Genomic DNA, 24,520 nt, shown 5'->3' with positions numbered 1-24,520 from the left:
AAAGGATGATCTGGTGTACTACATTGATCTGGCCGTAACCGGCATCAGCTTCGGCTGCATGTATGCCATGATGTCGGTCGGCCTGACCCTTGTGTATGGTTTGCTGCGCATTCTGCACGTGGCCCATGCCGCAGTGTTCGCGCTGGGCGCCTATATCACGGTCATCGTCGCCAATGCCACCGGCAGCGTCGGCCTCGGTTTTATCGCGGCCATCCTGGTGACCCCGCTGTTCGGCATGGCGATCTATCGTTTGCTGTACGAGCCGCTCTTGAAATACCGACCCGATGTGCCGATGATCGCCTCGGTCGGGCTGCTGGTGCTGATGCAAGACGCCTTCCGAATCCTGTTCGGCGAGCAGGGGATCACCTTTCACCGCAATACCTTCGCCTTCACGACGTTCAATTTCTGGGGCGTCACCGTCAACGCGGTGCAGATCGCAATCGTGATCGCGGCCATCATGGTGTTCGCCGGGCTGCATCTGTTCACCACGCGGACGCGGATCGGGATCGGCTGGCGCGCGACGGTGTCGCGGCCGCAAATCGCCGCGAGTTTCGGGATCGACCCGATCAAGGTCCGCTATCTCAATTTCGCGATCGGCTCGGCGCTCGCGGCGCTCGCGGGCGGGCTGGTCGCACTCCTGAACAACCTGGTCGATCCGGGAATCGGCTTCGTCGTCAGCTACAAGGCCCTCGCCATCATCGTGCTGGGTGGGCTTGGCAGCGTCCGCGGCACCTTGATCGCAAGCCTGGTGCTGGGCCTGGTCGAAGCCTACGGCACGATCTTCATCGGCGCCTGGCTCGACCGCGACGCCATCGCCTTCCTGGCGCTCATTGTGCTCCTGATGATCCGGCCACAGGGATTCACCGGGGCGCGCACCGCATGAGCGCTTATGAAATCTCGATCGTCTCGATCATCGGCATCAACGTCATTCTGGCGGTCAGCCTGAACATGATCAGCGGATTCTGCGGCCAGATCAGTCTCGGCCACGGCGCCTTTTTCGGGGCGGGCGCCTATGCGGCTGCGTTGGCCATGGTCGGCACCGGAAGCGTTCCGCTGGCGATCGTCGCCGCGTTGGTCACCGGTAGCCTGCTGGGAATCATCGTCGGTTTCGCCTCGCTGCGCGTGCGCACGGATTTTCTCGCGGTCACCACCATCGGCGTGAATTTCCTGTTTGTCGGTTTCGTCCGAAAGCAGGCCTGGCTCGGCGGCGAGATGGGCATCAGCGGTATTCCCGGAACCGGCCTCGGGGCGTCGGGCAACCTGACGATGATTCTGCTGTTTGCCGCCCTGACCATTGCGCTCAGCATCTACATCAGCCGGTCCTGGATGGGGTTTGCCTTCCGCGCCGTCGGCGAGGACGAGGGGACGGCGGCCACGCTCGGCATCAATGTCGGCGCCTACAAGCTTGCCGCTTTCGGCATCGGCACGGCGCTTGCCGGCCTTGCCGGCGGCCTCTACGCCTTCTTCACGCAGTTCATCACCGCGGATGCTTTCGACTTCATCTTGTCGGTGATGCTGATGGCGATGGTGGTGATCGGCGGCATCGGCTCGACCTGGGGCGTCGTTGTGGCCGCCGTCGGCCTGACCTTGCTGCCGGAGGCCATCCGTTTCGTGAACGATTATCGCCTGCTGGTGTTTGGCGGAATGCTGGTGCTCGTCATCCGCCTTGCGCCGGGAGGACTCGCCGCCGTGATGCAGAATCTTGTCCTGCGCGTGAGGCGGTCATGAGCGCGGCGCTCCAACTCGACGACGTGGCGATCCGCTTCGGCGGCGTGCTGGCGGTCGACGGCGTATCCTTTGCCGTGGAGCAGGGCGATTTCGTCGGGCTGATCGGGCCGAACGGCGCCGGCAAAACGACGTTGATCCGGATTGTTGCGGGATTGCTCCATCCAGACCGAGGCCGCGTCCGGCTTTCCGGTCTCGATGTGACGGAAGAGGGGACTGCGGCACGGGTGCGGGCGGGCCTTGCATTGACGCATCAGATCGTTCGACCGTTTCGGCAGATGACCGTGCTCGACAACGTGGTGCTCGGCGCGGGCTACCGGCGGACCTCGAGCCCGTTCCGCGCCTTGCTGCATGTCGACCGCAGGCATGAGAACGCGCGCGCCGCCGAGATTCTCGCGCTGGTCGGCCTTGGGGGTGCCGAAAAAAAGCTAGCAGGCTCGTTGCCGCTCGGCCAGATGAAGCGGCTCGAAGTCGCTCGCGCGCTTGCGGTCGACCCTAAGGTGATCCTGCTGGACGAGCCCCTGGCCGGCCTCAACCATGCCGAGGCCGCCAAGCAGGTCGAGACCATTGCCGAGGTCCACGCCCGCGGCATCACCGTGGTGCTGGTCGAGCACAATCTGGAAGAGGTGATGCGGATTTGCCGCCGCCTGATCGTGTTGAACAACGGGCAGGTGATCGGCGACGGTGAGCCACGCGAAGTCATGGCCGACCCGGTCGTGCATGATGCCTATGTCGGCGGCGGGATGGTGAGCCATGCTGAAGCTTGAAGATCTCAGCTGCGGTTACGGCTCGGTCGAGGCCGTACACAATGTAACCTTCGACGTTCCCGCCGGGTCCGTGTTCGCCTTGCTTGGCCCCAATGGGGCGGGCAAGACCTCGACCATCATGGCGATCATGGGGCATGTCGATATTCACGGCGGCCGCATCCTTCTCGAAGGCGAAGACATCACGCGCCGTCGCGCCATCGACCGCGCCGGTCTCGGGATTGCGCTGGTGCCGGAAGGGCGACAGCTGTTTTCCGATCTCACCGTGGATGAGAACCTGACCGCCGGTGGCTACGCGCGGCCGATCGGCCGCGACGCCGCCAAGCGCGAGCGCGTGTTTGGATATTTCCCGCGATTGCATGAGCGCCGCACACAATTGGCGGGATCGCTGTCCGGTGGTGAACAGCAGATGCTGGCGATCGGCCGGGCGCTGATGGCCGAACCGCGCCTGTTGCTGGTCGATGAATTGTCGCTCGGCCTGATGCCGAAGATGGTCGATCTATGCCTCGATGCGCTTCTTCAGTTGAGGCGCGAGGGGCTAACGATCGTGCTGGTCGAGCAAAACACCGCGCGCGCGCTCGATGTCGCAGACCAGGTCTGCGTGCTGTCGTCGGGCGTGCAGGTGTACCAGGGCACGGCGGCGGAGGCCAAGGCCACGGGCTCGATGTTTGCAACCTTCCTCGGCACCAATGAGCCGATCTAGGGGTCTGTCGGAATTGCCGCCGTGGCGGCTGGAGGAGAAGAGATAATGGCGCGAATGCTGACGGCGGACGATGTCGAGGCCGGGCTGGTCGGAGGGCTATTGCTGTCGGCGGGTGGCAGCGGCAGAAATGCGGTCGACAAGAATCGCGGGCTGGGGCGCATGGCGCTGGACTATGGCGGCGTTCGCCTGGTCGGGCTTGACGAACTGGATGCGGACGCCACCGTCATTACGGCTACCGCGGTGGGGGCGCCGGGATTTGCCAATTGGGCGATCAAGCCGCGCGATGCCATCAACGCGGCGCGGCGGCTGATCGAAAACCTGGACAGGCCGCCGGTCGGCGTTATCTGCGGCCACGTGCCGGGGTTCAATGCCTGGCTGGTCGCCGCAGCACTCGGGCTCGACTATATCGATGCCGCCTCGAACGGCCGCGGGCATCCCACCGTGAAAATGGGCGGCATGGGGTTGGCGTCCCGGCTCGATCTTTCCATCACCCAGGTCGCCAGCAGCGGCAGCAAGGCGGAAAACTCCGAGTTCGCGCTCGCGGTGGAAGGCGACATTGTCCGCACCTCGAACATGATGCGGCAGGCGGCGGTGATCAACGGCGGACTGATCTACGCCGCGCGCGGTCCGCTGACGGCGGGCTTTATCAGGGAGAACGGCGCCGCGGGCGCCATCACGTTCCAGCTCGATCTCGGCCGCGCCATGCTCGCGGCCAAGGGCGCGGATCGCGTCCGTGCGACGGTCGAATTCCTTGGCGGCGAGCTATTGGTCGACGGCGAGGTCACCGAAAACAGCGTGGCCTATGGCGGTGGGTTCGATCTCGGCCAGATGAAGGTGCGGGGCAAGAACGGCGAAGCCGTGCTCGGCGTCTATAACGAGTTCATGACGGTCGATTTTGCAGGCAAGCGCGTGGCCACCTTCCCGGACATGATCGGCACGCTCGATCCGGAGAGCGGAGAGGTGGTGTCGATTTCGGAATCCAGGCCGGGCAGCCGTGTCGCCGTCGTCATCGCCCATCGGTCGAAATTCCCGGTCGGCAAGGGCGCGCTCGATCCCGCAGTCTTCCCCGAGGTCGAAAAGGCCATGGGCGTCGATATGCAGTCCTATCTCTGAGAAAAGGCAAGGCAATCATGTTGCGTCTCTACGACAGCCGGTTGTCCGGCAATGCCTGGAAGGTGCGTATCCTGATGGCGCAGCTCGGCATTCCCTTCGAGCGCGTCACCCTTGATCTAGCCAAGGGCGCAGCCGGCGATCCGGCGTTCCGCGCCAAGAGCCGCTTCGCGCGCGTGCCCGTGCTCGAACTCGAGGATGGCCGTATCATCGTGGAATCCGTGGCGATCATGCTCTATCTGGCGGAAGGCTCGCCATTGTTGCCCGACGATCGCTATCTCCGCGCCGAAGTCACGAGCTGGCTGACGTTCGAGCAGGCGGACCTGCTGCGCGCCCTGGCGTTGCCGCGATTTTACAACATGCGCGGCATCGCCGATCAGATGAAGGGCCGGATCGCCGATTTTCAGGAGGGCGCCTATGTGGCGCTGGCCAAGCTCGACGATTGGCTTGCCACCCACGACTGGCTTGTCGATAACCGCTACACCATCGCCGATATTGGCCTATTCGGCTACGTGTCGATGGCGCCGCAGGGCGGCTACGACATGGAGAGATTTTCGGCGATCGGCGCGTGGCTTGCGCGGGTCAAGGCCCAGCCTGGCTGGGTCCCGCTGGTCGAGGAGGTGTGAGCCATGAACATTCCCGTGCGTCGCGGCAAGGAGGTCAAGGCCGGGCGAGGCACCGTCCTGCGCTGCAAGGGTTGGCGGCAGGAAGCCATCCTTCGTTTGCTGGAGAACAACCTCGAGAATGGCGAGGATCCCGACAATCTCGTGATCTACATGTCGATTGCGCGCGCGGCGCGCGACTGGAAGAGTTTTGATCGCATCGTCGCGACGCTCTCGACCATGCGCGAGGATCAGACCTTCGTCATGCAGTCGGGCAAGCCGATCGGGGTGTTTCCGGGTCAGGCGACGACGCCGCTGGTCATCATGGCCAATGGCAATATTGTGGGCGAATGGAGTGGCGAGGAAAACCGCCGCAAGCTCGATGACATGGGCCTCACCGTCTATCCCGGCATGACGGCCGCCGCCTGGCAATATATCGGCAGCCAGGGAATCCTGCAGGGTACGTTCGAGACCTTCATGGCGATCGCGCGCCAGCATTTTGGGGGCACGCTCGCCGGCCGCCTGCTGCTCACGTCGGGCTGCGGCGGCATGAGCGGCGCGCAGCCGCTGGCCGGCAAGCTCGCAGGCGCATCGACGCTGGTGATCGAGGTCGATCAGGCCCGCATCGATCGCCGTATTGCCTCCGGCTATTGCGATGCCTCTACCGATGATCTCGACGATGCGATCGCGCAATGGCAGGCCGCGCGCGACGCGCGGCGTCCGCTGGCGTTGGCATTGTGCGCCAACTCGGCCGTCGTGCTGCCCGAACTGGCCAGACGCGGCATCCTGCCCGACATCGTCACCGACCAGACTTTTCCCGATCCTTTGAAGGGTTATGTGCCGGCGGAGCTGTCGCTGGAAGAAGCCCGTACGATGCGCACCGGCGATCCGCAGCGGCTGATCGCGCTGGCACGAAAATCCGTTGCCACGCATGTTTGCTCGATGCTGGAGTTCATGGATCGCGGATCGATCGTGTTCGAATACGGCAACAGCCTGCGGGCCGAGGCCAAGGCCGCCGGCGTCGAAGACGCATTCCGCATGCGGTCCTTTGTCGATCTCTATATCCGTCCGATGTTCTGCCAAGGCATCGGACCGTTCCGCTGGATCGCGGTGTCAGGCGACCCGCAGGACATCTACACCATCGACGACATGATCCTGGAGACGTTCTCGTCCAACCATCCGATTTCGTCGTGGATCGAGAAGGCGCGCGAGCATGTCAAGTTCACCGGGCTGCCGGCGCGGATCGGCTGGCTCGGTTACGGCGAGCGCAGCCGTCTCGCCTTGCTGGTCAACGAAGCCGTGGCCAGCGGCAGGATTTCGGCGCCGATCGCGTTTACCCGCGATCATCTGGATTCCGGCTCGGCCGCGCTGCCGCATCGGGAGACCGAGAACATGAAGGACGGTTCCGACGCGATCGCGGACTGGCCGATCCTCAATGCGCTCTTGAATTGTTCCTCCGGCGCCGATCTTGTCGCCATTCATGGTCTCGGCGGACGCGGCGTGAGCGCCGGCGTGACCATCGTCGCCGACGGCAACCCAGCAACCGCTGAGCGGCTCACGCGGGTGCTCGACGGCGATCCCGGCATTGGCGTGTTGCGTCATGCCGACGCCGGCTACGACATCGCAATCGAGCAGGCGGAACGTACGGGGCTCTCGGCGACGGTGCCGCTGGGTTTGCCGGGATAGCGCTGCATTTCGCTCTGTTGACTTTGCTCGGGCTCTCAATAATGTATATACATATTGAAGCCCGAGGGAGATGCCCGCCTTGCCGCCGATCTATATCGCCTATCTCAATCGCCTCGACATCGATGAACTCAACATCACCGATGACGAGATCCTGTCGGCAATCGAGGCGAGCCTTGCCAGCCAGGGCAGGGGCGAAACGGTGATCGAGCCGCGCGTCCATCTCGAGCCCGGTGTCGCCAACGGGCATTTCAACGTGCTGCGCGGCGCCATCAAGGCACCGATCGACTGCGCGGGCGTCAAGATCGTCGGTGACTTCGTCGACAACTACAGGCTCGGTTTTCACTCAGAGCTTGGCATCCTGGTGTTGTTCGATCCGCGCACCGGCGCGCCGAAAGCGATCCTCGATGCCAGCGGCATCACCGATATGCGCACCGGCGCCGTGACCGCGATCGGCGCCAAATATCTCGCCCGCAAGAACTCGAAAATCCTCGGCCATATCGGCGCGCGCGGAACGGCCTACTGGAACGTACGGCTGCTCAACCATCTCTTCGACTTCGACGAGATCCGCGTCCACTCCCGACGCGAAGAAAGCCGCAACAGCTTTGCCGAGCGACTGAGCCGTGATCTCGGCAAGAAGGTGACGGCGACCGGGGACTGGCAAAGTTGCGTCGAGGGGGCCGACATCGTTGTCGAAGCCTCGCGGCTCGACAAGCCGACGCCGCTCTTGAAGACCAGTTGGATCAAGAAGGGCGCCTTTGTAGTCCCCTATGGAACGATGAGCGCGATCGAGCTGTCCTTGACCGACATCATGTCGAAACTGGTGGTCGACGACTGGGGTCAGTGCAAGGGCGGCAAGTTCGGCAGCCTGCGCGCCCATGTCGAGGGCGGCAAGCTGTCGGAAGCGACGCTACATGCGGAGCTCGGGCAGATCGTCGCCGGTCTCAAGCCCGGCCGGCAAAGCGATGCCGAGACCAATCTGTTCTGGCATCGCGGACTCTCGCTGTCGGACATTGCGCTCGGCCACGCGATGCTGGAAAAATCCGAGCGGTTGGGTATCGGCCAGCGGCTGCGATTTGCCTGATCGGGCGGCGACGCTTGCGAGAAATGAATCATGCCGTATGTGGCCAATGCACGAATGTATTCGGTCAACCCGGCCGCCGCCGCGGCATGGAAGGAACTGTTCGGCTGGCTCGCGCGTGAGTCTCGTGTCGAACTGCGCGTGATCGATCACGCGTTTCCATTGCCGCTGGCCGATCTGTGGTCGCGCGACGATCTCGCCTGCGCCTTCATGTGTGGATTTCCCTATGCGCTTGCGGCACGCAAGCCGCAGCCGGTGGCGGCGCCTGTTCCGGTCGGGGCGCCGATCGCCGGCCGACCGGTCTATGCTACGCGCCTTCTCGTGAAGGCGGATTCGCGCTTCTGCTCGCTCGAAGATACGTTCGGCGGCCGGCTCGGATACACCGTCGAGGATTCGCATTCCGGCTACAACGCGCTTCGGCATCATCTATTGCCATATTATCGGAAGCGCGGAGAGCGACTCTATCGCGAAAGCATCGGACCGATGTTTACGCCGCGGCGCGTGATCGATGCACTTCTCGCCGACGATATCGATATCGGTCCGCTCGATTCCTATGCACTCGACCTGATGCTGCGGCACGAACCCGATCTCGGGCAGAAAATAAGGGCCGTCGCGACGACCGATATCGCGCCAATTCCCCTTCTTGTCGCAAGCGCTGATTGTCCCGATGAGGTTGTGTCACCGTTGCAGGCGGCACTGGCGAAGTTTGCGGATTGCTCCGACACCGCCGACCTGAGGGATCGGCTTTGCCTTGAACGCTTCGTCCCGGTTGAAGCCGATGACTACAGTCTGACGGCGCGCTGGGACGACGAGGCGCGCAAGGCGGGATACAGCCAGCCCGGCTGACCGGCCCGATCCGCGCATCACGCTTCCCGCAACAGCACAAGATACACGTCGCTGGCGCCGAGCGGAGCAATCCGCAAGGAGCCGTTGCGCGATAGCAGGATGGCCGCATCGCCATGATCGAGCGTCGCTGCGGCTCGCTCCGACGCCAGGCTCGCCTTGCCGTTGAGCGACAGGACGAGCGCGATATCGTGGTCGTCGAAGTCGCAGGCGATTGGCTCGTCAACGCGGTGCATTCGATGACCGAAGCGCCGGCGGCGCGTCATCACATTGAGGTCGGTGATCTCGCCGGCGGTGAGCCGCGCCGATGCCGCGTCGTCGCCGGGGAAACTGATCGGCTCCGATCCGCGCGAGAGCGTCAATGGCGCGTGTTGTCCGATCGTCAGCACCAGACCTTCTCCCTTGACGACCGCAAGGGTGCGGTCGATCCCGGGAAACACGGAAAATGGCCCATCGGATGCGACCTGTGCCATGCTGACGCGCCAATCGAAATTATCAAGCGACGCGCCGGCCGGCGCCACGGCGATCTCCGTCGTCGAGCCGCCGCCGTTCTTCCACGGCGTGGTGCGGCAATCCCTGGCGCGAATGATCTTCACGGCGTGGCTCGCGTCAGCGCAGGCTCGGCAGGTCGAGCTTGTTTTCCCGGGCGCAATCGATCGCCAGCTCATAGCCGGCGTCGGCATGGCGCATCACGCCGGTGGCGGGATCGTTCCACAGCACCCGGCCGATCCGGACCGCCGCCTCGGGCGTGCCGTCGCAGACGATCACCATGCCGGCATGTTGCGAAAAGCCCATGCCGACGCCGCCGCCATGGTGCAGCGACACCCAGGTGGCGCCGCTGGCGCAATTCAACAGCGCGTTCAGAAGCGGCCAGTCGGACACCGCGTCGGAACCGTCCTTCATCGATTCGGTCTCGCGATTGGGCGAGGCGACCGAGCCGGAATCCAGATGATCGCGGCCGATCACGACCGGCGCCTTCAGTTCGCCACGCGCTACCATTTCGTTGAAGGCAAGTCCCAGCCGATGGCGGTCGCCGAGGCCGACCCAGCAGATGCGCGCCGGCAGCCCCTGGAATGCGATCCGTTCGCGCGCCATGTCGAGCCAGTGATGCAGCGCCTTGTTGTCGGGCAGCAGCTCCTTGACCTTGGCATCCGTGCGATAGATGTCCTCGGGGTCGCCGGACAAAGCTGCCCAGCGGAACGGGCCGATGCCGCGGCAGAACAGCGGCCTGATGTAGGCCGGCACGAAGCCCGGGAAATCGAATGCGTCCTTGACGCCTTCTTCAAGCGCCATCTGGCGAATATTGTTGCCGTAGTCGACGACGGGGATTCCCATGCGGTGAAAGTCGAGCATGGCGCGGACATGCTCTGCCATCGATTTCCGCGCGGCCCCTGCGACGCCCTTCGGATCGGTCTCGCGCCGCGCTTCCCATTCGGCGGTCGTCCACCCTTTCGGCAAATAACCGTTGACGGGATCGTGCGCCGAGGTCTGGTCGGTGACGACATCGGGCCGCACGCCGCGCCGTACCAGCTCGGGAAAAATGTCCGCGGCATTGCCGAGCAGTCCGACCGACACCGGCTTCTTGTCGCGTCCCGCCTGTTCAATGATGCTCAGTGCCTCGTCTAGGTTTTGCGTCTGGCGGTCGAGATACCGGGTGCGCAGCCGCATTTCGATCCGCGACGGTTGGCATTCGACCGCCAGGCAGGATGCGCCGGCCATCACCGCCGCCAGCGGCTGCGCGCCGCCCATGCCGCCGAGACCGGCGGTCAGGATCCACTTGCCCGAGAGGTCGCCGCCGTAATGCTGGCGGCCGAGTTCGACGAAGGTCTCGTAGGTGCCCTGAATGATGCCCTGGCTGCCGATGTAGATCCAGGAGCCGGCTGTCATCTGGCCGAACATCATCAGGCCCTTACGATCGAGCTCGCTGAAATGTTCCCAGTTCGCCCAGTGCGGAACCAAATTGGAATTGGCGATCAGCACGCGCGGTGCATCGGCGTGGGTACGGAAGACACCGACCGGCTTGCCCGACTGCACCAGCAGCGTATCGTCGCCTTCCAGCCGCTTCAATGTCGCGACAATACGATCAAAACTTTCCCAGTCGCGCGCGGCGCGGCCGATGCCGCCGTAGACCACGAGTTCACTCGGTTTTTCCGCGACCTCCGGGTCGAGATTGTTCATCAGCATGCGCATCGGGGCTTCCGTCAGCCACGATCTGGCGGAAAGCCGGTTGCCGCGCGCGGCGCGGATCACGCGGGCATTGTCGATGCGGGTCATGATCGGGTTTCCTCGCAGGATGAAGCGTCAGGCAATGCCGGACGCAGCGATGTGTGAATGGCCGTGCCACACCCGGGTGTGGAGTGGATTGAAGCCGATCCGGTAGACGAGTTCCGCCGGCTGCTCGATATTCCAGATGGCGAGATCGCAAAATTTGCCAGCGTCCAGGCTGCCGGTTTCCGCGAACAGCCCCAGCGCGCGCGCCGCCTCCCGTGTCACGGCTGCGATGCATTCGTCAACGGTGAGACGAAACAGCGTCGCGCCCATGTTCATCGCCAGCAGCAACGATGTCAGCGGCGAGGTGCCGGGATTGCTGTCGGTCGCGAGCGCGATCGGCACGCCGTGGCGCCGCATCGCATCGATCGGTGGTGTCTGCCGCTCACGAATGAAATAGAACGCGCCGGGCAGAACCACGGCAACGGTTCCGGCCTGGGCCATCGCCGCGATGCCCTCATCATCGGCATATTCGAGATGATCCGCGGAAAGCGCACCAAAGCGCGCGGCGAGGGCGGCGCCGTGGAGGTTCGAAAGCTGATCGGCATGAAGCCGAACGGGCAGGCCGAGCGCCTGTGCTTTCGCAAATACCCGCGCGGTCTCGTCCGGCGAGAAGGCGATGCCTTCGCAAAAGGCATCGACCGCATCCGCGAGACCTTCAGCGGCGATCCGCGGCAGCATCGTCTCGCAGACAGCGTCGATATAGGCGGCGCTGTTGCCTTTCATTTCGGGCGGCACCGTGTGCGCGCCGAGAAAAGTCGTTCGGACCGAGACTGCGCGTTCGTTGCCGAGTTGCCGAGCCGCCTGCAACTGACGCCGTTCGGTGTCGAGTTCGAGGCCATAGCCGGATTTGATCTCGATGGTGGTGACACCCTCCGCGATCAGCGCATCGAGCCGCGGCAGTGTGGCGGCGATCAACTGCTCGGTACTGGCCTGCCGCGTCGCCTTCACCGTCGAGACGATGCCGCCGCCGGCGCGCGCGATCTCCTCATAGCTCGCGCCGGCCAGCCGCCGCTCGAATTCCGCCGCACGGTTGCCGCCATGGACCAGATGAGTATGACAGTCGATCAACCCCGGCGTGATCCAGCGTCCTTCGCAGTCGGTCCGCTGCTTCGCGTCGAGCGCAGACGGTGCGTCCGCGGCGGGGCCTGCATAGGCGATGCGGCCGCCGACGGCGGCAATCATTCCGTCTTCGACCAGACCGAGGCCCTGGCGCAGCGGTGAAAGCGTCGCAAGACGGCATCCGTACCAAATCTGATCGACTGATGTCATGAACCCTGCGGACCGGTTGCCGACGTTCGCGCGCTTGGCATTTCACTTATTTGTCTATACATATTAGATCGCGAGGTCGCACCTGTCCAGAGTTTCGCAAGTCTTTCGGAGATAGAGCGTGACGGGATTGTTTTTTGACGAAGCATTGTTGCCGCAGGGCTGGGCGCGCGACGTCAGGATCGGCGTCGATGGCGGTCGTATCGTGAGCGTCGCCAGCGGCCGCCCGGCGCTATCAGGCGATGAGCGTCACCGGATCGGCCTTCCGGGCATTTGCAATCTGCACAGTCATGCCTTTCAGCGCGGAATGGCCGGTCTCGTCGAGATCAGAGGCTCGTCGGTGGACAGTTTCTGGACGTGGCGAGAATTGATGTACCGCTTCGTCGGCCGCATGACGGCCGACGATATCGAGGCCGTGGCCGCGCAGGCCTATGTCGAGATGCTGGAGACAGGATTTACCCGGGTCGGAGAGTTTCACTACATCCACCACGATGTCTCCGGCGTGCCCTATGGCAATCTGGGCGAACTGGCCGAGCGGATCGCCAGGGCGGCAGAAGCTTCTGGCATTGGCCTGACATTGTTGCCGGTGTTTTACGCGCATGCCGGATTTGGTGGTCGCGCGCCCGACTCCGGGCAACGGCGTTTCATCAACGATCTCGAACGGTTTTCGCGGTTGATGGAGGCGAGCCGGCGCACCGTGGCGGGGCAGGAGGGGGCGGTCGTTGGCGTCGCGCCGCATTCGCTCCGCGCCGTTACGCCGGCAGAACTTGACGCGGTGGTGACGCTTGCCGCCGAAGGTCCGATTCATATTCACATCGCCGAGCAAGCGCGGGAAGTCGATGAATGCCTCGACTGGAGCGGACAGCGGCCGCTGCAATGGCTGTTCGATCACGCGCCGGTCGACAGCCGCTGGTGCCTCGTTCATGCGACGCACGCGACGCCGGCCGAAATACGCTCGGTCGCGGCAAGCGGCGCCGTCGCCGGGCTCTGCCCGATCACGGAAGCCAATCTCGGTGACGGCACTTTCAATGCGCCTGAATTTCTTGAATGGGCGGGCATCTTCGGCATTGGCTCTGATTCCAACGTGCTGATCGGCGTGAGCGACGAATTGCGGCAACTCGAATATTCGCAGCGCCTGGCGCTGAAGGCGCGAAACGTGATGGCGTCCGGCGGCGCGGTCTCGACAGGCCGGGCGCTGTTCGACGGCGCGCTGCGTGGCGGATCGCAGGCTCTCGGCCTCGCCATATCCGGGCTCACCGAAGGTGCCTTCGCCGATATCGTCAGTCTCGATGCGAACAACGTCGCGTTGGCCGGCCGCGCCGGGGATGCCATTCTCGACAGCTGGATATTCGGCGCGGGCCGCTCGCTGGTCGATTGTGTGTGGGCGCGAGGCCACAAGGTGGTAAAGGACGGACGGCATCATAGCCGGGAGACGGTCGCGCTTCGCTTCCGCCAGGCGATCGAGGGATTGCTGTCGGCATGATCGTGAAACCCAAGCCCGTCGCGAAAGCCACGCCGAAGGCGCTCTATCAGCGTATCCGCAGCGATCTCGAAGCCAAAATCACATCCGGCGACTGGCCGCCGGGCCATCGTGTGCCGTTCGAACACGAACTGATGGAAACCTATTCCTGTTCGCGGATGACCGTGAACAAGGTCATTTCGGCGCTCGCCGAGGCAGGTCTGGTGGTGCGCCGCCGCAGGGCGGGCAGCTTCGTGTCGCGACCGCGCGTGCAGTCGGCGATCCTGCAGATCCCCGATCTCAAGGGCGAGGTCGAAAAACGCGGCGAACGCTATGAGTACCGGCTGCTCGACCTTCGCAAGCGCTTAGCTTCTGCGCGCGACAGGACCCGCCTCGGCGTCGCCACCGGCTCACAGATCCTGGCGGTGTGCTGCCTGCATGAGGCGCAAGGCCAACCATTTGCGGTCGAGGACCGGCTGATCAATCTGGAGGCGGTACCGGACGCGCTGCGCGAAGACTTTTCGAAGACGCCGCCAAACACCTGGCTGGTGGGCCATGTTCCGTGGACCGAGGCGGAACACCGCATCACCGCCTGCAATGCCGACAAGGCGCTGGCGAAGGAGTTGAGGATCGATGAAGGCGCCGCCTGCCTGGTGATCGAGCGGCGAACCTGGCGCAACGGCGAGCCGATCACAGCGGTGCGGATCAGCCATCCCGGACACCTCTACGATTTGATCGCCCGGTTCACGCCGATCGGGTGAAGTCTTTCTCTGCGGGTGGAGCGTGTCGCCAATTCATTTTTTGGCGGCGCGCTCGACGAAGCTGTTGGTCCACAGATCGTTTTGCGACGCGGCCGCGTCGAAATCCTTGCCGAAATTTGTTCCGACCTCCTTGGAAAACACCAGCTGGTTCTTGAAGGCTTGCACGTCCAGCTTGCCGCCCCCGGCGACGCCGCCGCTCATGGCCTTGACCGCAGAGGTAATCGCCCCGGGGTCGGCCTTGGCGAAGAATTGCTTCTGGATCGCCTGCGCGGTGGCTTCCGGTTCCGCGACCAAAGCGGTGCTGGCCGCCTGCAGTGCCCGCGCGGTCTTGACGATCAACTCCGAGGTCTTGTCGTCGATCGGCTTCTTGGCAACCAGCACCAGATAGGGCTGGTCCGCGAGCAGCGGAAAGTCGTCGCCCAGCGAAACCAGGACCGTGCCGGCGCCTGATCTGGCCGCGAGAAAGCCCTCCGGCGGCGATAGCACGAAGGCATCGATCTGCTTGTTCTCCAGCGCGGCCTGCAGCGCGACGGGACTGCCGACCTGCGCGACCTTGATATCGGCCTTCGGGTCGAGACCGCCCTTTGCCGCCAGCCAGCGCGCCGCCGTTTCCTGGGTGCCGCCGACAGCGGCGACGCCGACGGTTGCGCCTTTCAGCGCGGCTATACGTTTTTCCAGGGGATCGCCCGGCTTCACGCCGGCCTTTGCCAGCAACGACGGCGCCACCACGACCTCCAGCGTCACTTTCGACATCAGATTGTAGACGATCTCGAACGGCTGACCCTTGGCCACGGCCCGCAGCGCCGATTCGGTTCCAACCGCGGCGAGATCGGCATCGCCGGCATCCAGCGCCGCGAGTGCCGCGGGGTCGCCGCCGGGCGAATTCAACACGGTCACGGTCAATCCCTGGGCGGCGAAGGTATTCAGTGCGCGCGCCCCCCATAGCGGGAGGAAGCTCAGCGAGGCAAACCCCTGCGCGATGCGCACGGGCTGTTGCGCGGATGCCAGCGTCGGAAGCAGCAACAATATCACCGCAAGCGTCAGCGCTCGGGTCAGGCCCCTGGTCGAATGCATGCTTCGCTCCTGTTGTAGCTGGAGGTATTTCAGATGTCGCTCGGCGCCTGAGCGGTCGGTGCCTTCCAGCGAAGGAACCGGCGTTCCAGCCGGCCGGCAAGAACATTGGCGACGACGACGAAGGCGAGGAGGATGACGATGCCGGCGAATACGCCGGCGGGATCGTAGGTCGAAGACGCCTCGTGGATGAACAGGCCGAGGCCTTGGGTGGAGGATGTGAACTCACCGACGATCACGCCGATGACGCTGTAAGGCACGGCCATGCGCATGCCGAGCATGACGTAGGGCGCCGCCGCGGGAAAGTAGACGTGATAGCTGAGCTGGCGCTGGTTGGCGCCCATCACCAGCGTCAGGTTGACCAGTTCGCGATCGACGGCGCGGACTCCGGAATACACATTGTAGAACACCAGGAAGAAAACCATGATCGCGGCGAGCGCAACCTTCGACCAGATGCCGATGCCGAACCAGATGATGAAAAGCGGCGCCAGCGCGATCTTCGGCACGCCGTAAAACGCCATCACATAGGGTTCGAAGATACCGGCGAGCCGCGGCGAGCGGCCGAGCGCATAGCCGGCCAGGATCCCGCCGCCGACGCCGATGACATAGCCGAGCACGAGTTCTTGGCCGGTGGTCCACAGATGCGGATAGATCTCGCCGGAGCTGAAAATTTCATACAGCCGCTCCGCCACCGCCGTCGGCTTGCTGACATAGATTTCCTTGATCAGCCGGCCGGCGGCCCACTGCCAGAACACCAGGATCGCGATCCCCGGCAGCAGCAACGCCAGACGATGCGCGGCCTTGCCAAGCGCCGAGCGCCGCCTGGCCGCGGAAATCTCGGCCGCGCTCGACGGGCGGGTCGCGGCGGCGATGTCGTTCATCGTCTTGCCCTTCCCCTCAATGCAGTCGTTGCCGAATATCGATTTGCGACCGGAATACCGACCACACCGCATCGTAGGCGGCGTCAAAACCCGGATTGCGGAACGGCTCGAATACGTCGCGCGGCCGCGCAAGATCGATTGTGATATTGGCCAGCAGCCGCGACGGGCGCTGACTCATGATCACGACGCTGTCGGCCAGCAGCACCGCCTCGGTAATGTCGTGGGTGACGAAGAGGATGGTCGCGCCGGCGTCGCGCGACAGCATCTGCAGGTCGTCCTGCATCACCATTCTGGTTTGCGCGTCAAGCGCGCCGAACGGTTCGTCCATCAGGATCACGTCGGGGCGATAGATGAGCGTGCGGGCGATCGAGCCGCGCTTCTGCATGCCGCCGGACAACTGGCCGGGAAAATACTGCTCGAAGCCGGTGAGGCCAACGGCCTCCAGCGCGGAGGCAACGCGTTGCTTGCGCTCAGTGCCGGCGACGCCGCGCAGCAGCAGAGGCAGTTCGACGTTTTCCGCCAGCGTCTTCCATGGAAACAGCTGGGCCTGTTGCGGCACGAAGCCGACTTCGCGGTTGACCTCGCTGATCGCGCGCCCGCGGTGGCGTACCCCGCCGCGGGTCGGCATCAAGAGGCCAGCGGCCATCTGCAGCAGCGTGCTCTTGCCGCAGCCGCTGGGTCCGATCACCGCGACAAATTGGCCGCGCCCGACCTCGAAGCTGATTCCGTCGATCACGCGGATCGGTGTGCTTGCTCCCGGTGCCGGGAAGTCCTGCCGGACGGCATCGAAGCTGAGCACTGCGTCATTCATCTCAGCCAGGTCCCGGCGCGATCATGTCTAGACATATTTAACATGTATAGACATAATGGAAAGAGATGCCCTTTTGCAAGGGGAGATGATAGGCATCCGGTGTGCAATTGCGAGGCAAAACCCGTCGCGCTGCATGACGGTTCCACCATGCGCCGTTCACTCCTGATCGTGCGCTGGAAGCGAGAGACGGCGCCTCACGCGGGAATGATGTTGATGGACCTGCCGGTTCCGGCTCAGCGCCGCCTCATCGTCGGTATTTCCGGCGCGTCCGGCGTCGTCTATGGCGTCCGGGTGTTGCAGCTTTTGCGCAACGCCGGCATCGAAACCCACCTGGTGATGTCAAAGACCGCCGAGCTCACCTTCGCCTATGAAACGCCGCTGAAGATCGCGGATGTCAAGGCGGCCGCGCATACCGTTCATGACATCGGCGATATGGCGGCCTCGATTTCTTCCGGATCGTTCCGCACCGCCGGCATGATCGTGGCGCCATGCTCGATCCGCTCGATGTCGGAAATCGCGACCGGCGTGACCTCTACGCTGCTGACACGGGCGGCCGATGTCACCCTCAAGGAGCGGCGAAGGCTGGTATTGATGGTGCGGGAGACGCCGCTGCACGGCGGCCATCTCAGATCGATGGCGGCTTTGTCCGATATGGGCGCCATCATTGCCCCGCCGGTCCCCGCCTTCTATGCGAAGCCAAAATCGATCGAAGAGATGGTGGATCACACCGTGGGGCGGATGCTGGATCTGTTCGAGATCGACGTGGGCACCGTTCGCCGCTGGGGAGAAGATCAGGATCTGCGAGCCCGGCCGCTCAAAAACTGATGCAGCGTCGGGCCTCTCGTGCTTGTGCAGCAGCGTTACCGATACTGGAGTTGGGGAGAATGGATCGTTTCAACCTCGGCAGCCATTCCAGGACTATTTCGACGGCTTCGCCGGACACGCAACGCTGGTTCGACCTGGGTTTGAACTGGTGCTTTGCCTTCAACAAGTCGGAGGGCGTGAAGTGCTTTTGGAAGGCGCTCGAATTCGATCCCGAATGCGTCATGGCTCATTGGGGAGTAGCCTACGGGTCCGGCCCGTTTTACAACATGACGTGGCGCGACCACGGTGAAGAAGAGGCCAATACCGCGACCGGGATCGCCTACGAACATATCCGGATGGCGCGTAGCCTGGCACACCGGGCGACGGAGCTCGAAAATTGGCTGGTAGAGACGCTAGCCTGCCGCGTTCAGAAGCCGCATGCTGTTGAGCCGGAAGAGTTTGATCGCTGGGACGGTGCCTACGCCGCGGAATTGCGCAGAGTTTACCATCAGCATCGGGACGATGACGATGTGGCGGCGCTTCTTGCCGAAGCCTTGATCATTCGAACGCCAAGACGTTTGTGGAATGTCAAGACCGGATTGCCCGCGAAGAACTCGGACGTTCTCGAGGCGCTTGAGGTGTGTGAGCGCGCAATCGGCCTGGCCGACCGAAACGGTCTGAAAAAGCATCCGGCGATCGTGCATCTGCACATCCATATTCTTGAAACGTCAAATCAGCCGGAACGGGCGGCGGCCTCGGCGGCCGTTCTTGCCGCGATGTGCCCGGACGCGGGGCACCTGAACCATATGCCGGGGCATGTCTACGTGCTGTGCGGCGAGTACCAAAAAGCAAAAATCGCCAGCGAGAGGGCGATAGAGGCAAACGACAAATATCTCGCCTACGCCGGCGCCTTCACTCCCTACACGACGGCATGTGCGCACGACCTTCTCCTGATGATGCATGCCTGCATGTTCATGGGCAGGTATGAGGACTCGATCGGGGCGGCGGATAAATTGCAGGTCATGCTGACCAAGGAAGTTCTCGGTGTCAAAGGCCGCCCCAGGTTCGCCACGAGCCTCGAAGGCTACTATTCGATGAGCGTGCACGTGATGGTGCGTTTCGGGCGCTGGCAGGAAATCATCGACGCGCCATTGCCGGATGACCCGGAGCTTTATCCGGTGTCGACCGCGATGCACCACTACGCGAAGGGCGTCGCTCACGCTTCGCTCAAGCGGTTTCGCGATGCCGAGCGAGAGCGTCAACTGTTTCACGACAGCCTGAAGCGTATCCCGTCGCAACGAAAGGTCTTCAACAACAGCGCCCGCAGCATATTGGCGGTGGGCGAGAAGATGCTGGACGGCGAGCTGGAATACCACAAAGGCAATCATGAGCTTGCCTACGCCCATCTGCGAGAAGCCATCGATCGAGACGACAATCTGGAGTACATCGAGCCGTGGGCCTGGATGCATCCACCGCGGCATGCGCTCGCGGCGCTGCTGGCCGAGCAGGGCCATTACGCCGAGGCGGAGGAGGTCTGTCGCGACGATCTGGGCTTGAGCGGCCGAATTCAACGGTGTGCGCAGCACCCGGACAATGTCTGGGCGCTCCACGGTTTGGCGGAAGCTCTGCGGCGGCGCGGCGCGCTTGAGGAATTGGAAATCGTGCAACGAAAGCTCGCGGCTGCGATGGCCCTTGCGGATGTTGAGATCAAGTCTTCGTGCATGTGTCGAATGACGGTCCGAAACGAAAAGCCGGACTGCTGTTGCCCGCAAGGCGGCCGTTGATGCGCAAGCAGGATCGCATGGCCGATAACGAATGAGTAGAACTATCCAGTTTCGGCCTTTGCGAACGGCGCCGCAACGATATCGTTGATGACGGTGACATCAGCCAATCTCTCGAGCGAGGTGCCGAGCTGCAGCAGCCGCTCGCCGGCCGCGGGTTCGAGCAATCCCCCGACATTGGCATTGAACTTGCGCGCAATGTCCTCCCACTTGACCGGATTCTCCGGACTGGCGCGCCGGTGCAGGATCTCGCGGGCGAAGGCGCGGCCATCTGACGTCTCGACGCGCAGGCGCGCCGCATGACGAAAGGCGGGCCCGCGGCTTTCAATCTCGGCATCTTCGACAATCCTGATCCGCCGCATGAAATCGAGGGTTTTGGGATCGGCAATGGCAGCCTCGCTGTAGTCATCAGCCGAAACGTCCTTTCGGAGCGCCATCACGCTCAGCCCGTAATACATGTTCATCTGGGCCGCCGTGACGCCGGCGGGGTGATACTGCCATGCGGTGTGAACGAAGGTCATGTGACCGCAGCCGACCTCGATCTGGCTGATCTCCGATGCCGACAGGTTTTCCTCGATCAGGACCTGGCGCATTGCATCGAGGGCCGCGTGAATACTGGTCACATTGGGATACATCTTGAAGCCGACCTTGCCGGCTTCCCAATCCTGGCCGAGCCCCTGCAGCAAACGCGCAGGATTCGGCGTCCGCGAGAACGCGCTGAGAAATCCGCCGTAGCCGGCCTCGACGACGTCGGAAATACCTGTAAAGCCTCGCCTGGCGAGCAGGGCGGCCATCAACCCGCCCTGCGCGGCGCGACCGGCATGCAGGCGTTTCACCATGGCGCCTTCCTGCGCCGCCATCAGGCCGGCGCCCATCGATCCGGCGATCCCGAGCGCGTTCTGCATGGCCTCGGCATCGAGCTGCAGCAGCTTGCCGGCGGTTGCTGCTGCAACGAAGGCCCCCGAGGTTCCCTGGGGATGAAAGCCGTTCAGGAACAGCGAGGTCGTCGCGGCATTGCCGATGCGAAGCCCGACCTCGTATCCAACCGTGAGCGCCACGGCGATATCCTTACCCGAGATCGACGGGTCGGCTTCCGCCAGCGCCAGCACGATCGGCACCGCCAGTGAATTGGGGTGCACGATCGATTCCTTGTGAATATCGTCCATCTCGAAGGCGTGGCCTGCGGTGCTGTTCACCAGCACCGCGTTGGTCAGCGACGTGCGATGGCCGGTCCCCCAAACCGAGGCCTTGGGCTTGCCGCCCTCGTCACGCACGAGTTCATAAACCTTCCGCGTCCAGGGGAGCGTAGAGCCCTGCAGGCAGACGCCGAGCCCGTCGATGAAGCTGAGCTTGATGGCCTCGATCGTCTCAGTCGGGATGTCGGCAAGGGTGGTCTTCGCGGCAAAGCGCGCAAGGTCGCGTGTCGCGTGCGGAAGCAGGGACGATTGTGAACTGCTCATGACTCTAGGCCGCCGGAAACTGGCTCGCCGGCAATCCGGCGCAATGGTCGTAGATCGCCGACGGCCGGGTGAACCAAACCTTTTCTTTCTCCGGATGGTTTGCGATGTGCTGCAGCGCCTCGCGAAGCATGCGCAGCCTGTAGGGCTGACCCACGATCATCGTGTGCAACGCGATGCCGCATACCAGCGGCTGCTTGGCCGACTGACGCAGCAGCTCTTCGAATTGACCGATGATGAAGTCGCGGAATTGCTCCGGCGAATGATGCCTCACCAGGATCTGCGGGCTGTCGTTGATCTCGATCGGATACGGCACGCTCATGATCGGGCCAGAGCGGGTTTTCATCCACAGCGGCTGATCGTCGGCCGGCCAGTCCATCAGGAAATCGAACCCGACCTCTTTCAACAGGTCGGGCGTGTGATGCGTGGACGCCATCCACGGCGCCATCCAGCCTCTCGGCGGTTTTCCGGATGCATGCTCGATCGCGTCGCGAACCTCCTGCAGGAACCGCTTCTCGTCAGCTTCCCACATGTGGCTATGGCGCTCCGCGTTGGTGCGGCCATGCCCGATGAATTCATCGCCGCGCGCTTTCAGTGCATCGACGATGCGAGGCGCATAGTCGAAAACCGCCGTGTTGATCAGGTGCGCCGCCGGGAGGTTCAATTCATCGAACAGTTCGAGGCAGCGCCAGACGCCGACCCGGTTGCCGTAATCGCGCCAGGCGAAGGTGCGGGGATCTGGAGCCGCTCCGGCTACGGTCAGGAGATGACCTTCGCCCGCGCCGAAGGCGAAGTGTTCGATGTTGAGGCCGAGATAGACCGCCAGCCGCTTGCCGTCCGGCCAGGAGTAGTCCGGGCGGTCGACGATCGGCGAGTAAGCATAACGATCGTGATAGGGAAGCTGCATTTGGGTGTTCCTCTGAAACGCGATTTGGTGTGACCCTGCGTCGTCCTTGCGCGCGACAAAGCCGGTCAATTCTGCCGAAATGCCGGCAATCATGAAACTGATATCTCCACCGCAGCCGCCGGCGTCCTTCGATCGTCGCGACGGTGTCGCGTGCCATCTCTTGGGTAAGAAATTGAAGAACTCAACACTGCCTGTAGCTGGCGCGATCACACTTGGGCTCTGAGAGCCGCCCATCTGAGGGCTCCGTCGGTGCTTATGAGCGGCGAAAGCGGCGGTCCCGGCCTTGTAGAATTCGGCAAGCGCCTCGGCGCGCCCGCGGGCTTTCGGGCCAGGGATTCTCTAGGGGCGAAAATCGAATGATTTCAGTTCGCGACGATGGCTGGGGAACTAGGATTCGAACCTAGACAAACAGAGTCAGAGTCTGTTGTGCTACCGTTACACCATTCCCCAATAATATCAGGTACTTAATCGATATTCTTGCAGCTCTTGCGATGGATCGGGCGACACCCGTCGCAAGCTTGCGCCCTTCTACCCGCTTGCTCCCGGCCTTGGCAAGCACGCGGGAATGGGCTTGTTGCGAAGGCGGCTGCAGCGAAAGCTGCCGCCTTCGGCGCCAGCGGTTGGCGTGGCAGTCCAAGGCGGTCGGTGCATGAGCGCGTATTTCGAAGAGTTGGATTTCCGCCCGACGCCGATGGGTGCGCTGAGCCTGCGGCGGCGCAGGTCGCTCACCTCCGGCCTCGACGTCTACGAAATCAAACTCGGCGACGAATTCCTGATGTCGAGCGCCTTCACGGTGGCCGAGACCGCGCTGGCGCGGCTCGGGCTAGCGACGCTGGCGCGACCCGGTCTCGATGTCGTCGTCGGCGGCCTCGGGCTCGGCTACACCGCGCAGGCCGTGCTGGAAAATCCTGATGTCAAATCGCTCGTCGTGGTCGACGCGCTGGCCGAGGTGATCGAATGGCACGAAGAGGGGCTGCTGCCGCTCGGCAAGCAGCTTTGCGCCGATCGGCGCTGCCGTCTCGTCCATGGCGATTTCTTCGGCATGTCGGATTCCACGGACGGGTTCGATCCGCAAGCGCCGGGCCGGCGCTTCGATGCGGTGCTGGTCGATATCGACCACTCGCCGCGCAAGCTCTTGCATCCGCGCCACGCCGCGCTCTACACGACGGCCGGGCTCGCAAGCCTCGCGGCGCATCTTCGTCCCGGTGGCGTGTTCGCGTTATGGTCGAACGATCCGCCGGATGCCGCCTTCGAACAGCTGCTGGCCGGCGCCTTCGCAACCTCGGCGGCACACGTCCTGACCTTCGACAATTCGTTCGGCGAACACGACGCCAGCAATACCGTCTATGTCGCCGTCACGGCCGATTTGCCTATCCCGGAGGCAATAGCCGGGGCCCATCGACCGCCGGTCTGATTCTTTTTGATGCCTCGCCTGCGGCGGGCGGCAACTTGCCCGCACCCACCGGGCATGCAATGCTGACCGGCCAATAAGTGGCGGAAGTTGCGGGCTTATGCCCCATTCATTCCCAGGACTCATCCCCAAGACTTGGCGCCTGGCATTGCGTGGCAATTTTTCGGAGACCACCGACATGAGATTGAAGTCTATCCTCGGGCTAACGTGCGCCGCCGCGATTTCGCTCGCGCTGGCAGGCCATGCCTCCGCGCAACAAACCGTCAAGATCGGGGCGATCTTCCCGCTCAGCGGCAACGCCGCCAGCGCCGGCATCCATGCCAAGGCCGCGCTGGAGACCGCCGTCGATATCATCAACAACGCCCATCCCGAACTCGGCAATCTGCCGCTGGCGAAGAACGCCGGCCTTGCCGGCCTCGGCGGCGCCAAGGTCGAGGTGGTGTACGCCGACAACCAGGGCAGCCCGGCCACCGGACAGAACCAGGCGCTGCGGCTGATCACCGAGGAGAAGGTGGTGGCGCTGACCGGGGCCTATCAATCGGGCATCACGCTGACGGCCAGCGCGATCGCCGAAAAATACGGAATTCCGTTCCTCTCGGGCGAGTCGGTCGCGGCGAGCCTCACCGAGCGCGGCTTCAAATTCTTCTTCCGGACCACGCCGATCGCCTCCGATTTCTCCAAGGACTATTACGACTTCCTGAAGGACATGAAGGCCGCCGGCGTCAAGACCGACGTGGTCGCGGTGGTCCACGACAACACCGAATACGGCACCTCCGTCTCCAGCGTGATCGCCAGCGTGTTCAAGGAGAGGGGCGCGAGCGCGCCGCTCGATATCCCCTATGCCCCCAACGCGACCGACGTGCAGGCCCAGGTGCTGCAGCTCAAGGACAAGAAGCCCGACGTCGTGATCATGGTCAGCTACACCTCGGATGCGATCCTGTTCGCCAAGACCATGCAGGCGCTCGACTACAAACCGCCGATGCTGCTGGCCGACGACGCCGGCTATTCCGACCCGTCCTTCATCAAGGCGGTCGGCAAGATCTCGCAAGGCGTCTTCAACCGTTCATCGTGGAGCGTGGGACCCAAGGGATCGCCGACCGCCATCATCGCCGAGATGTACAAGAAGAAG

The 24,520-nt window shown here is 63.6% G+C and carries 23 protein-coding genes and 1 tRNA gene; 15 read left to right on the top strand and 9 right to left on the bottom strand.

Translation table 11 applies throughout. From position 1 onward, the window contains the following. The first annotated feature begins 13 nt into the window (after positions 1-13). The 9 genes from VK804_RS25925 (at position 14) to VK804_RS25885 (ending at position 8,514) form a co-directional block, all read left to right on the top strand. A complete protein-coding gene (locus VK804_RS25925) occupies positions 14-883 on the top strand; it encodes a branched-chain amino acid ABC transporter permease (RefSeq protein WP_325375530.1) in 870 nt (289 codons plus the stop codon). Then, positions 880-1,728, top strand: a complete 849-nt coding sequence (locus tag VK804_RS25920; RefSeq protein WP_325375529.1) for a branched-chain amino acid ABC transporter permease — start codon at positions 880-882, stop codon at positions 1,726-1,728. Before VK804_RS25925 ends, VK804_RS25920 begins: the two co-directional genes overlap by 4 nt. Next, positions 1,725-2,492 carry an ABC transporter ATP-binding protein gene (locus VK804_RS25915; RefSeq protein ID WP_325375528.1) on the top strand — a complete coding sequence of 256 codons (768 nt, stop codon included), beginning with the start codon at positions 1,725-1,727 and terminating at the stop codon, positions 2,490-2,492. The genes VK804_RS25920 and VK804_RS25915 overlap by 4 nt, the downstream gene beginning before the upstream one ends. Next, positions 2,479-3,192 (top strand): ABC transporter ATP-binding protein, encoded by a 714-nt coding sequence (locus VK804_RS25910; RefSeq protein WP_325375526.1) that lies wholly within the window; start codon positions 2,479-2,481, stop codon positions 3,190-3,192. The genes VK804_RS25915 and VK804_RS25910 overlap by 14 nt, the downstream gene beginning before the upstream one ends. A gap of 45 nt (positions 3,193-3,237) precedes the next feature. After that, positions 3,238-4,305, top strand: a complete 1,068-nt coding sequence (locus tag VK804_RS25905; RefSeq protein WP_325375525.1) for a DUF917 family protein — start codon at positions 3,238-3,240, stop codon at positions 4,303-4,305. Between the two features lie 17 nt (positions 4,306-4,322). Then, positions 4,323-4,928, top strand: a complete 606-nt coding sequence (locus tag VK804_RS25900; protein WP_325375523.1) for a glutathione S-transferase family protein — start codon at positions 4,323-4,325, stop codon at positions 4,926-4,928. Positions 4,929-4,931: 3 nt separating this feature from the next. Continuing rightward, on the top strand, positions 4,932-6,590 hold the full coding sequence (locus VK804_RS25895; RefSeq protein WP_325375522.1) for a urocanate hydratase: 1,659 nt from the start codon (positions 4,932-4,934) through the stop codon (positions 6,588-6,590). A gap of 79 nt (positions 6,591-6,669) precedes the next feature. Next, on the top strand, positions 6,670-7,671 hold the full coding sequence (locus VK804_RS25890) for an ornithine cyclodeaminase family protein (RefSeq protein WP_325375520.1): 1,002 nt from the start codon (positions 6,670-6,672) through the stop codon (positions 7,669-7,671). Between the two features lie 30 nt (positions 7,672-7,701). Continuing rightward, a complete protein-coding gene (locus tag VK804_RS25885) occupies positions 7,702-8,514 on the top strand; it encodes a phosphate/phosphite/phosphonate ABC transporter substrate-binding protein (protein ID WP_325375519.1) in 813 nt (270 codons plus the stop codon). A gap of 17 nt (positions 8,515-8,531) precedes the next feature. On the opposite strand, the gene VK804_RS25880 is transcribed toward VK804_RS25885, so the two are convergent. The 3 genes from VK804_RS25880 to hutI are packed head-to-tail and all read right to left on the bottom strand — an operon-like array spanning position 8,532 to position 12,051. After that, on the bottom strand, positions 8,532-9,107 hold the full coding sequence (locus VK804_RS25880) for a HutD family protein (protein ID WP_325375517.1): 576 nt from the start codon (positions 9,105-9,107) through the stop codon (positions 8,532-8,534). 13 nt (positions 9,108-9,120) lie between these two features. Then, positions 9,121-10,788 carry a urocanate hydratase gene (hutU, locus tag VK804_RS25875; protein WP_325375572.1) on the bottom strand — a complete coding sequence of 556 codons (1,668 nt, stop codon included), beginning with the start codon at positions 10,786-10,788 and terminating at the stop codon, positions 9,121-9,123. Positions 10,789-10,812: 24 nt separating this feature from the next. Continuing rightward, on the bottom strand, positions 10,813-12,051 hold the full coding sequence (hutI, locus tag VK804_RS25870) for an imidazolonepropionase (RefSeq protein WP_325375515.1): 1,239 nt from the start codon (positions 12,049-12,051) through the stop codon (positions 10,813-10,815). A gap of 118 nt (positions 12,052-12,169) precedes the next feature. Between hutI and VK804_RS25865 the strand changes: the two genes are divergently transcribed. Both VK804_RS25865 and hutC read left to right on the top strand, forming a co-directional pair. Then, positions 12,170-13,531, top strand: a complete 1,362-nt coding sequence (locus VK804_RS25865) for a formimidoylglutamate deiminase (protein ID WP_325375513.1) — start codon at positions 12,170-12,172, stop codon at positions 13,529-13,531. Continuing rightward, entirely contained in the window at positions 13,528-14,268 is a 741-nt protein-coding gene (gene hutC, locus VK804_RS25860; protein WP_325375511.1) for a histidine utilization repressor, read from the top strand. The genes VK804_RS25865 and hutC overlap by 4 nt, the downstream gene beginning before the upstream one ends. Positions 14,269-14,301: 33 nt before the next feature. Here the strand turns inward: hutC and VK804_RS25855 are convergent, their stop codons facing one another. Genes VK804_RS25855 through VK804_RS25845 form a run of 3 tightly spaced genes read right to left on the bottom strand, consistent with a single transcriptional unit; the run spans position 14,302 to position 17,031 of the window. Then, positions 14,302-15,342, bottom strand: coding sequence for an ABC transporter substrate-binding protein (locus VK804_RS25855; RefSeq protein ID WP_325375509.1), 1,041 nt, complete (start codon positions 15,340-15,342; stop codon positions 14,302-14,304). Positions 15,343-15,371: 29 nt separating this feature from the next. Beyond that, the gene (locus VK804_RS25850) at positions 15,372-16,220 is read right to left on the bottom strand and encodes an ABC transporter permease (RefSeq protein WP_325375507.1); all 849 of its coding nucleotides are present in this window, start codon (positions 16,218-16,220) and stop codon (positions 15,372-15,374) included. Between the two features lie 16 nt (positions 16,221-16,236). Further along, complete coding sequence (locus tag VK804_RS25845; RefSeq protein WP_325375505.1) at positions 16,237-17,031, bottom strand: ABC transporter ATP-binding protein; 795 nt, start codon at positions 17,029-17,031, stop codon at positions 16,237-16,239. Positions 17,032-17,244: 213 nt separating this feature from the next. Between VK804_RS25845 and VK804_RS25840 the strand changes: the two genes are divergently transcribed. Then, positions 17,245-17,856 (top strand): UbiX family flavin prenyltransferase, encoded by a 612-nt coding sequence (locus VK804_RS25840; protein WP_325375503.1) that lies wholly within the window; start codon positions 17,245-17,247, stop codon positions 17,854-17,856. Between the two features lie 59 nt (positions 17,857-17,915). Next, the gene (locus VK804_RS25835; RefSeq protein ID WP_325375501.1) at positions 17,916-19,619 is read left to right on the top strand and encodes a hypothetical protein; all 1,704 of its coding nucleotides are present in this window, start codon (positions 17,916-17,918) and stop codon (positions 19,617-19,619) included. A gap of 41 nt (positions 19,620-19,660) precedes the next feature. Here VK804_RS25835 and VK804_RS25830 read toward each other — a convergent pair whose 3' ends face one another. The 3 genes from VK804_RS25830 to VK804_RS25820 form a co-directional block, all read right to left on the bottom strand. Then, positions 19,661-21,076 (bottom strand): MmgE/PrpD family protein, encoded by a 1,416-nt coding sequence (locus tag VK804_RS25830; RefSeq protein WP_325375499.1) that lies wholly within the window; start codon positions 21,074-21,076, stop codon positions 19,661-19,663. A 4-nt stretch (positions 21,077-21,080) separates the two neighbouring features. Beyond that, positions 21,081-21,980, bottom strand: a complete 900-nt coding sequence (locus tag VK804_RS25825) for a polysaccharide deacetylase family protein (protein WP_325375497.1) — start codon at positions 21,978-21,980, stop codon at positions 21,081-21,083. A 376-nt stretch (positions 21,981-22,356) separates the two neighbouring features. Further along, positions 22,357-22,430 (bottom strand) — tRNA-Gln (locus tag VK804_RS25820). A 199-nt stretch (positions 22,431-22,629) separates the two neighbouring features. Between VK804_RS25820 and VK804_RS25815 the strand changes: the two genes are divergently transcribed. Beyond that, positions 22,630-23,394, top strand: a complete 765-nt coding sequence (locus tag VK804_RS25815) for a spermidine synthase (protein ID WP_325375495.1) — start codon at positions 22,630-22,632, stop codon at positions 23,392-23,394. Between the two features lie 175 nt (positions 23,395-23,569). Continuing rightward, positions 23,570-24,520, top strand: a 951-nt coding sequence (locus VK804_RS25810) for an ABC transporter substrate-binding protein (protein WP_325375493.1), incomplete at its 3' end; no start/stop codon positions are given.

This window comes from Bradyrhizobium sp., assembly GCF_035484855.1.
Taxonomy (GTDB): Bacteria; Pseudomonadota; Alphaproteobacteria; order Rhizobiales; family Xanthobacteraceae; genus Bradyrhizobium.
The sequence above is the reverse complement of the archived record's forward strand: the minus strand, read 5'-3'. Positions and strand labels throughout refer to the sequence as shown.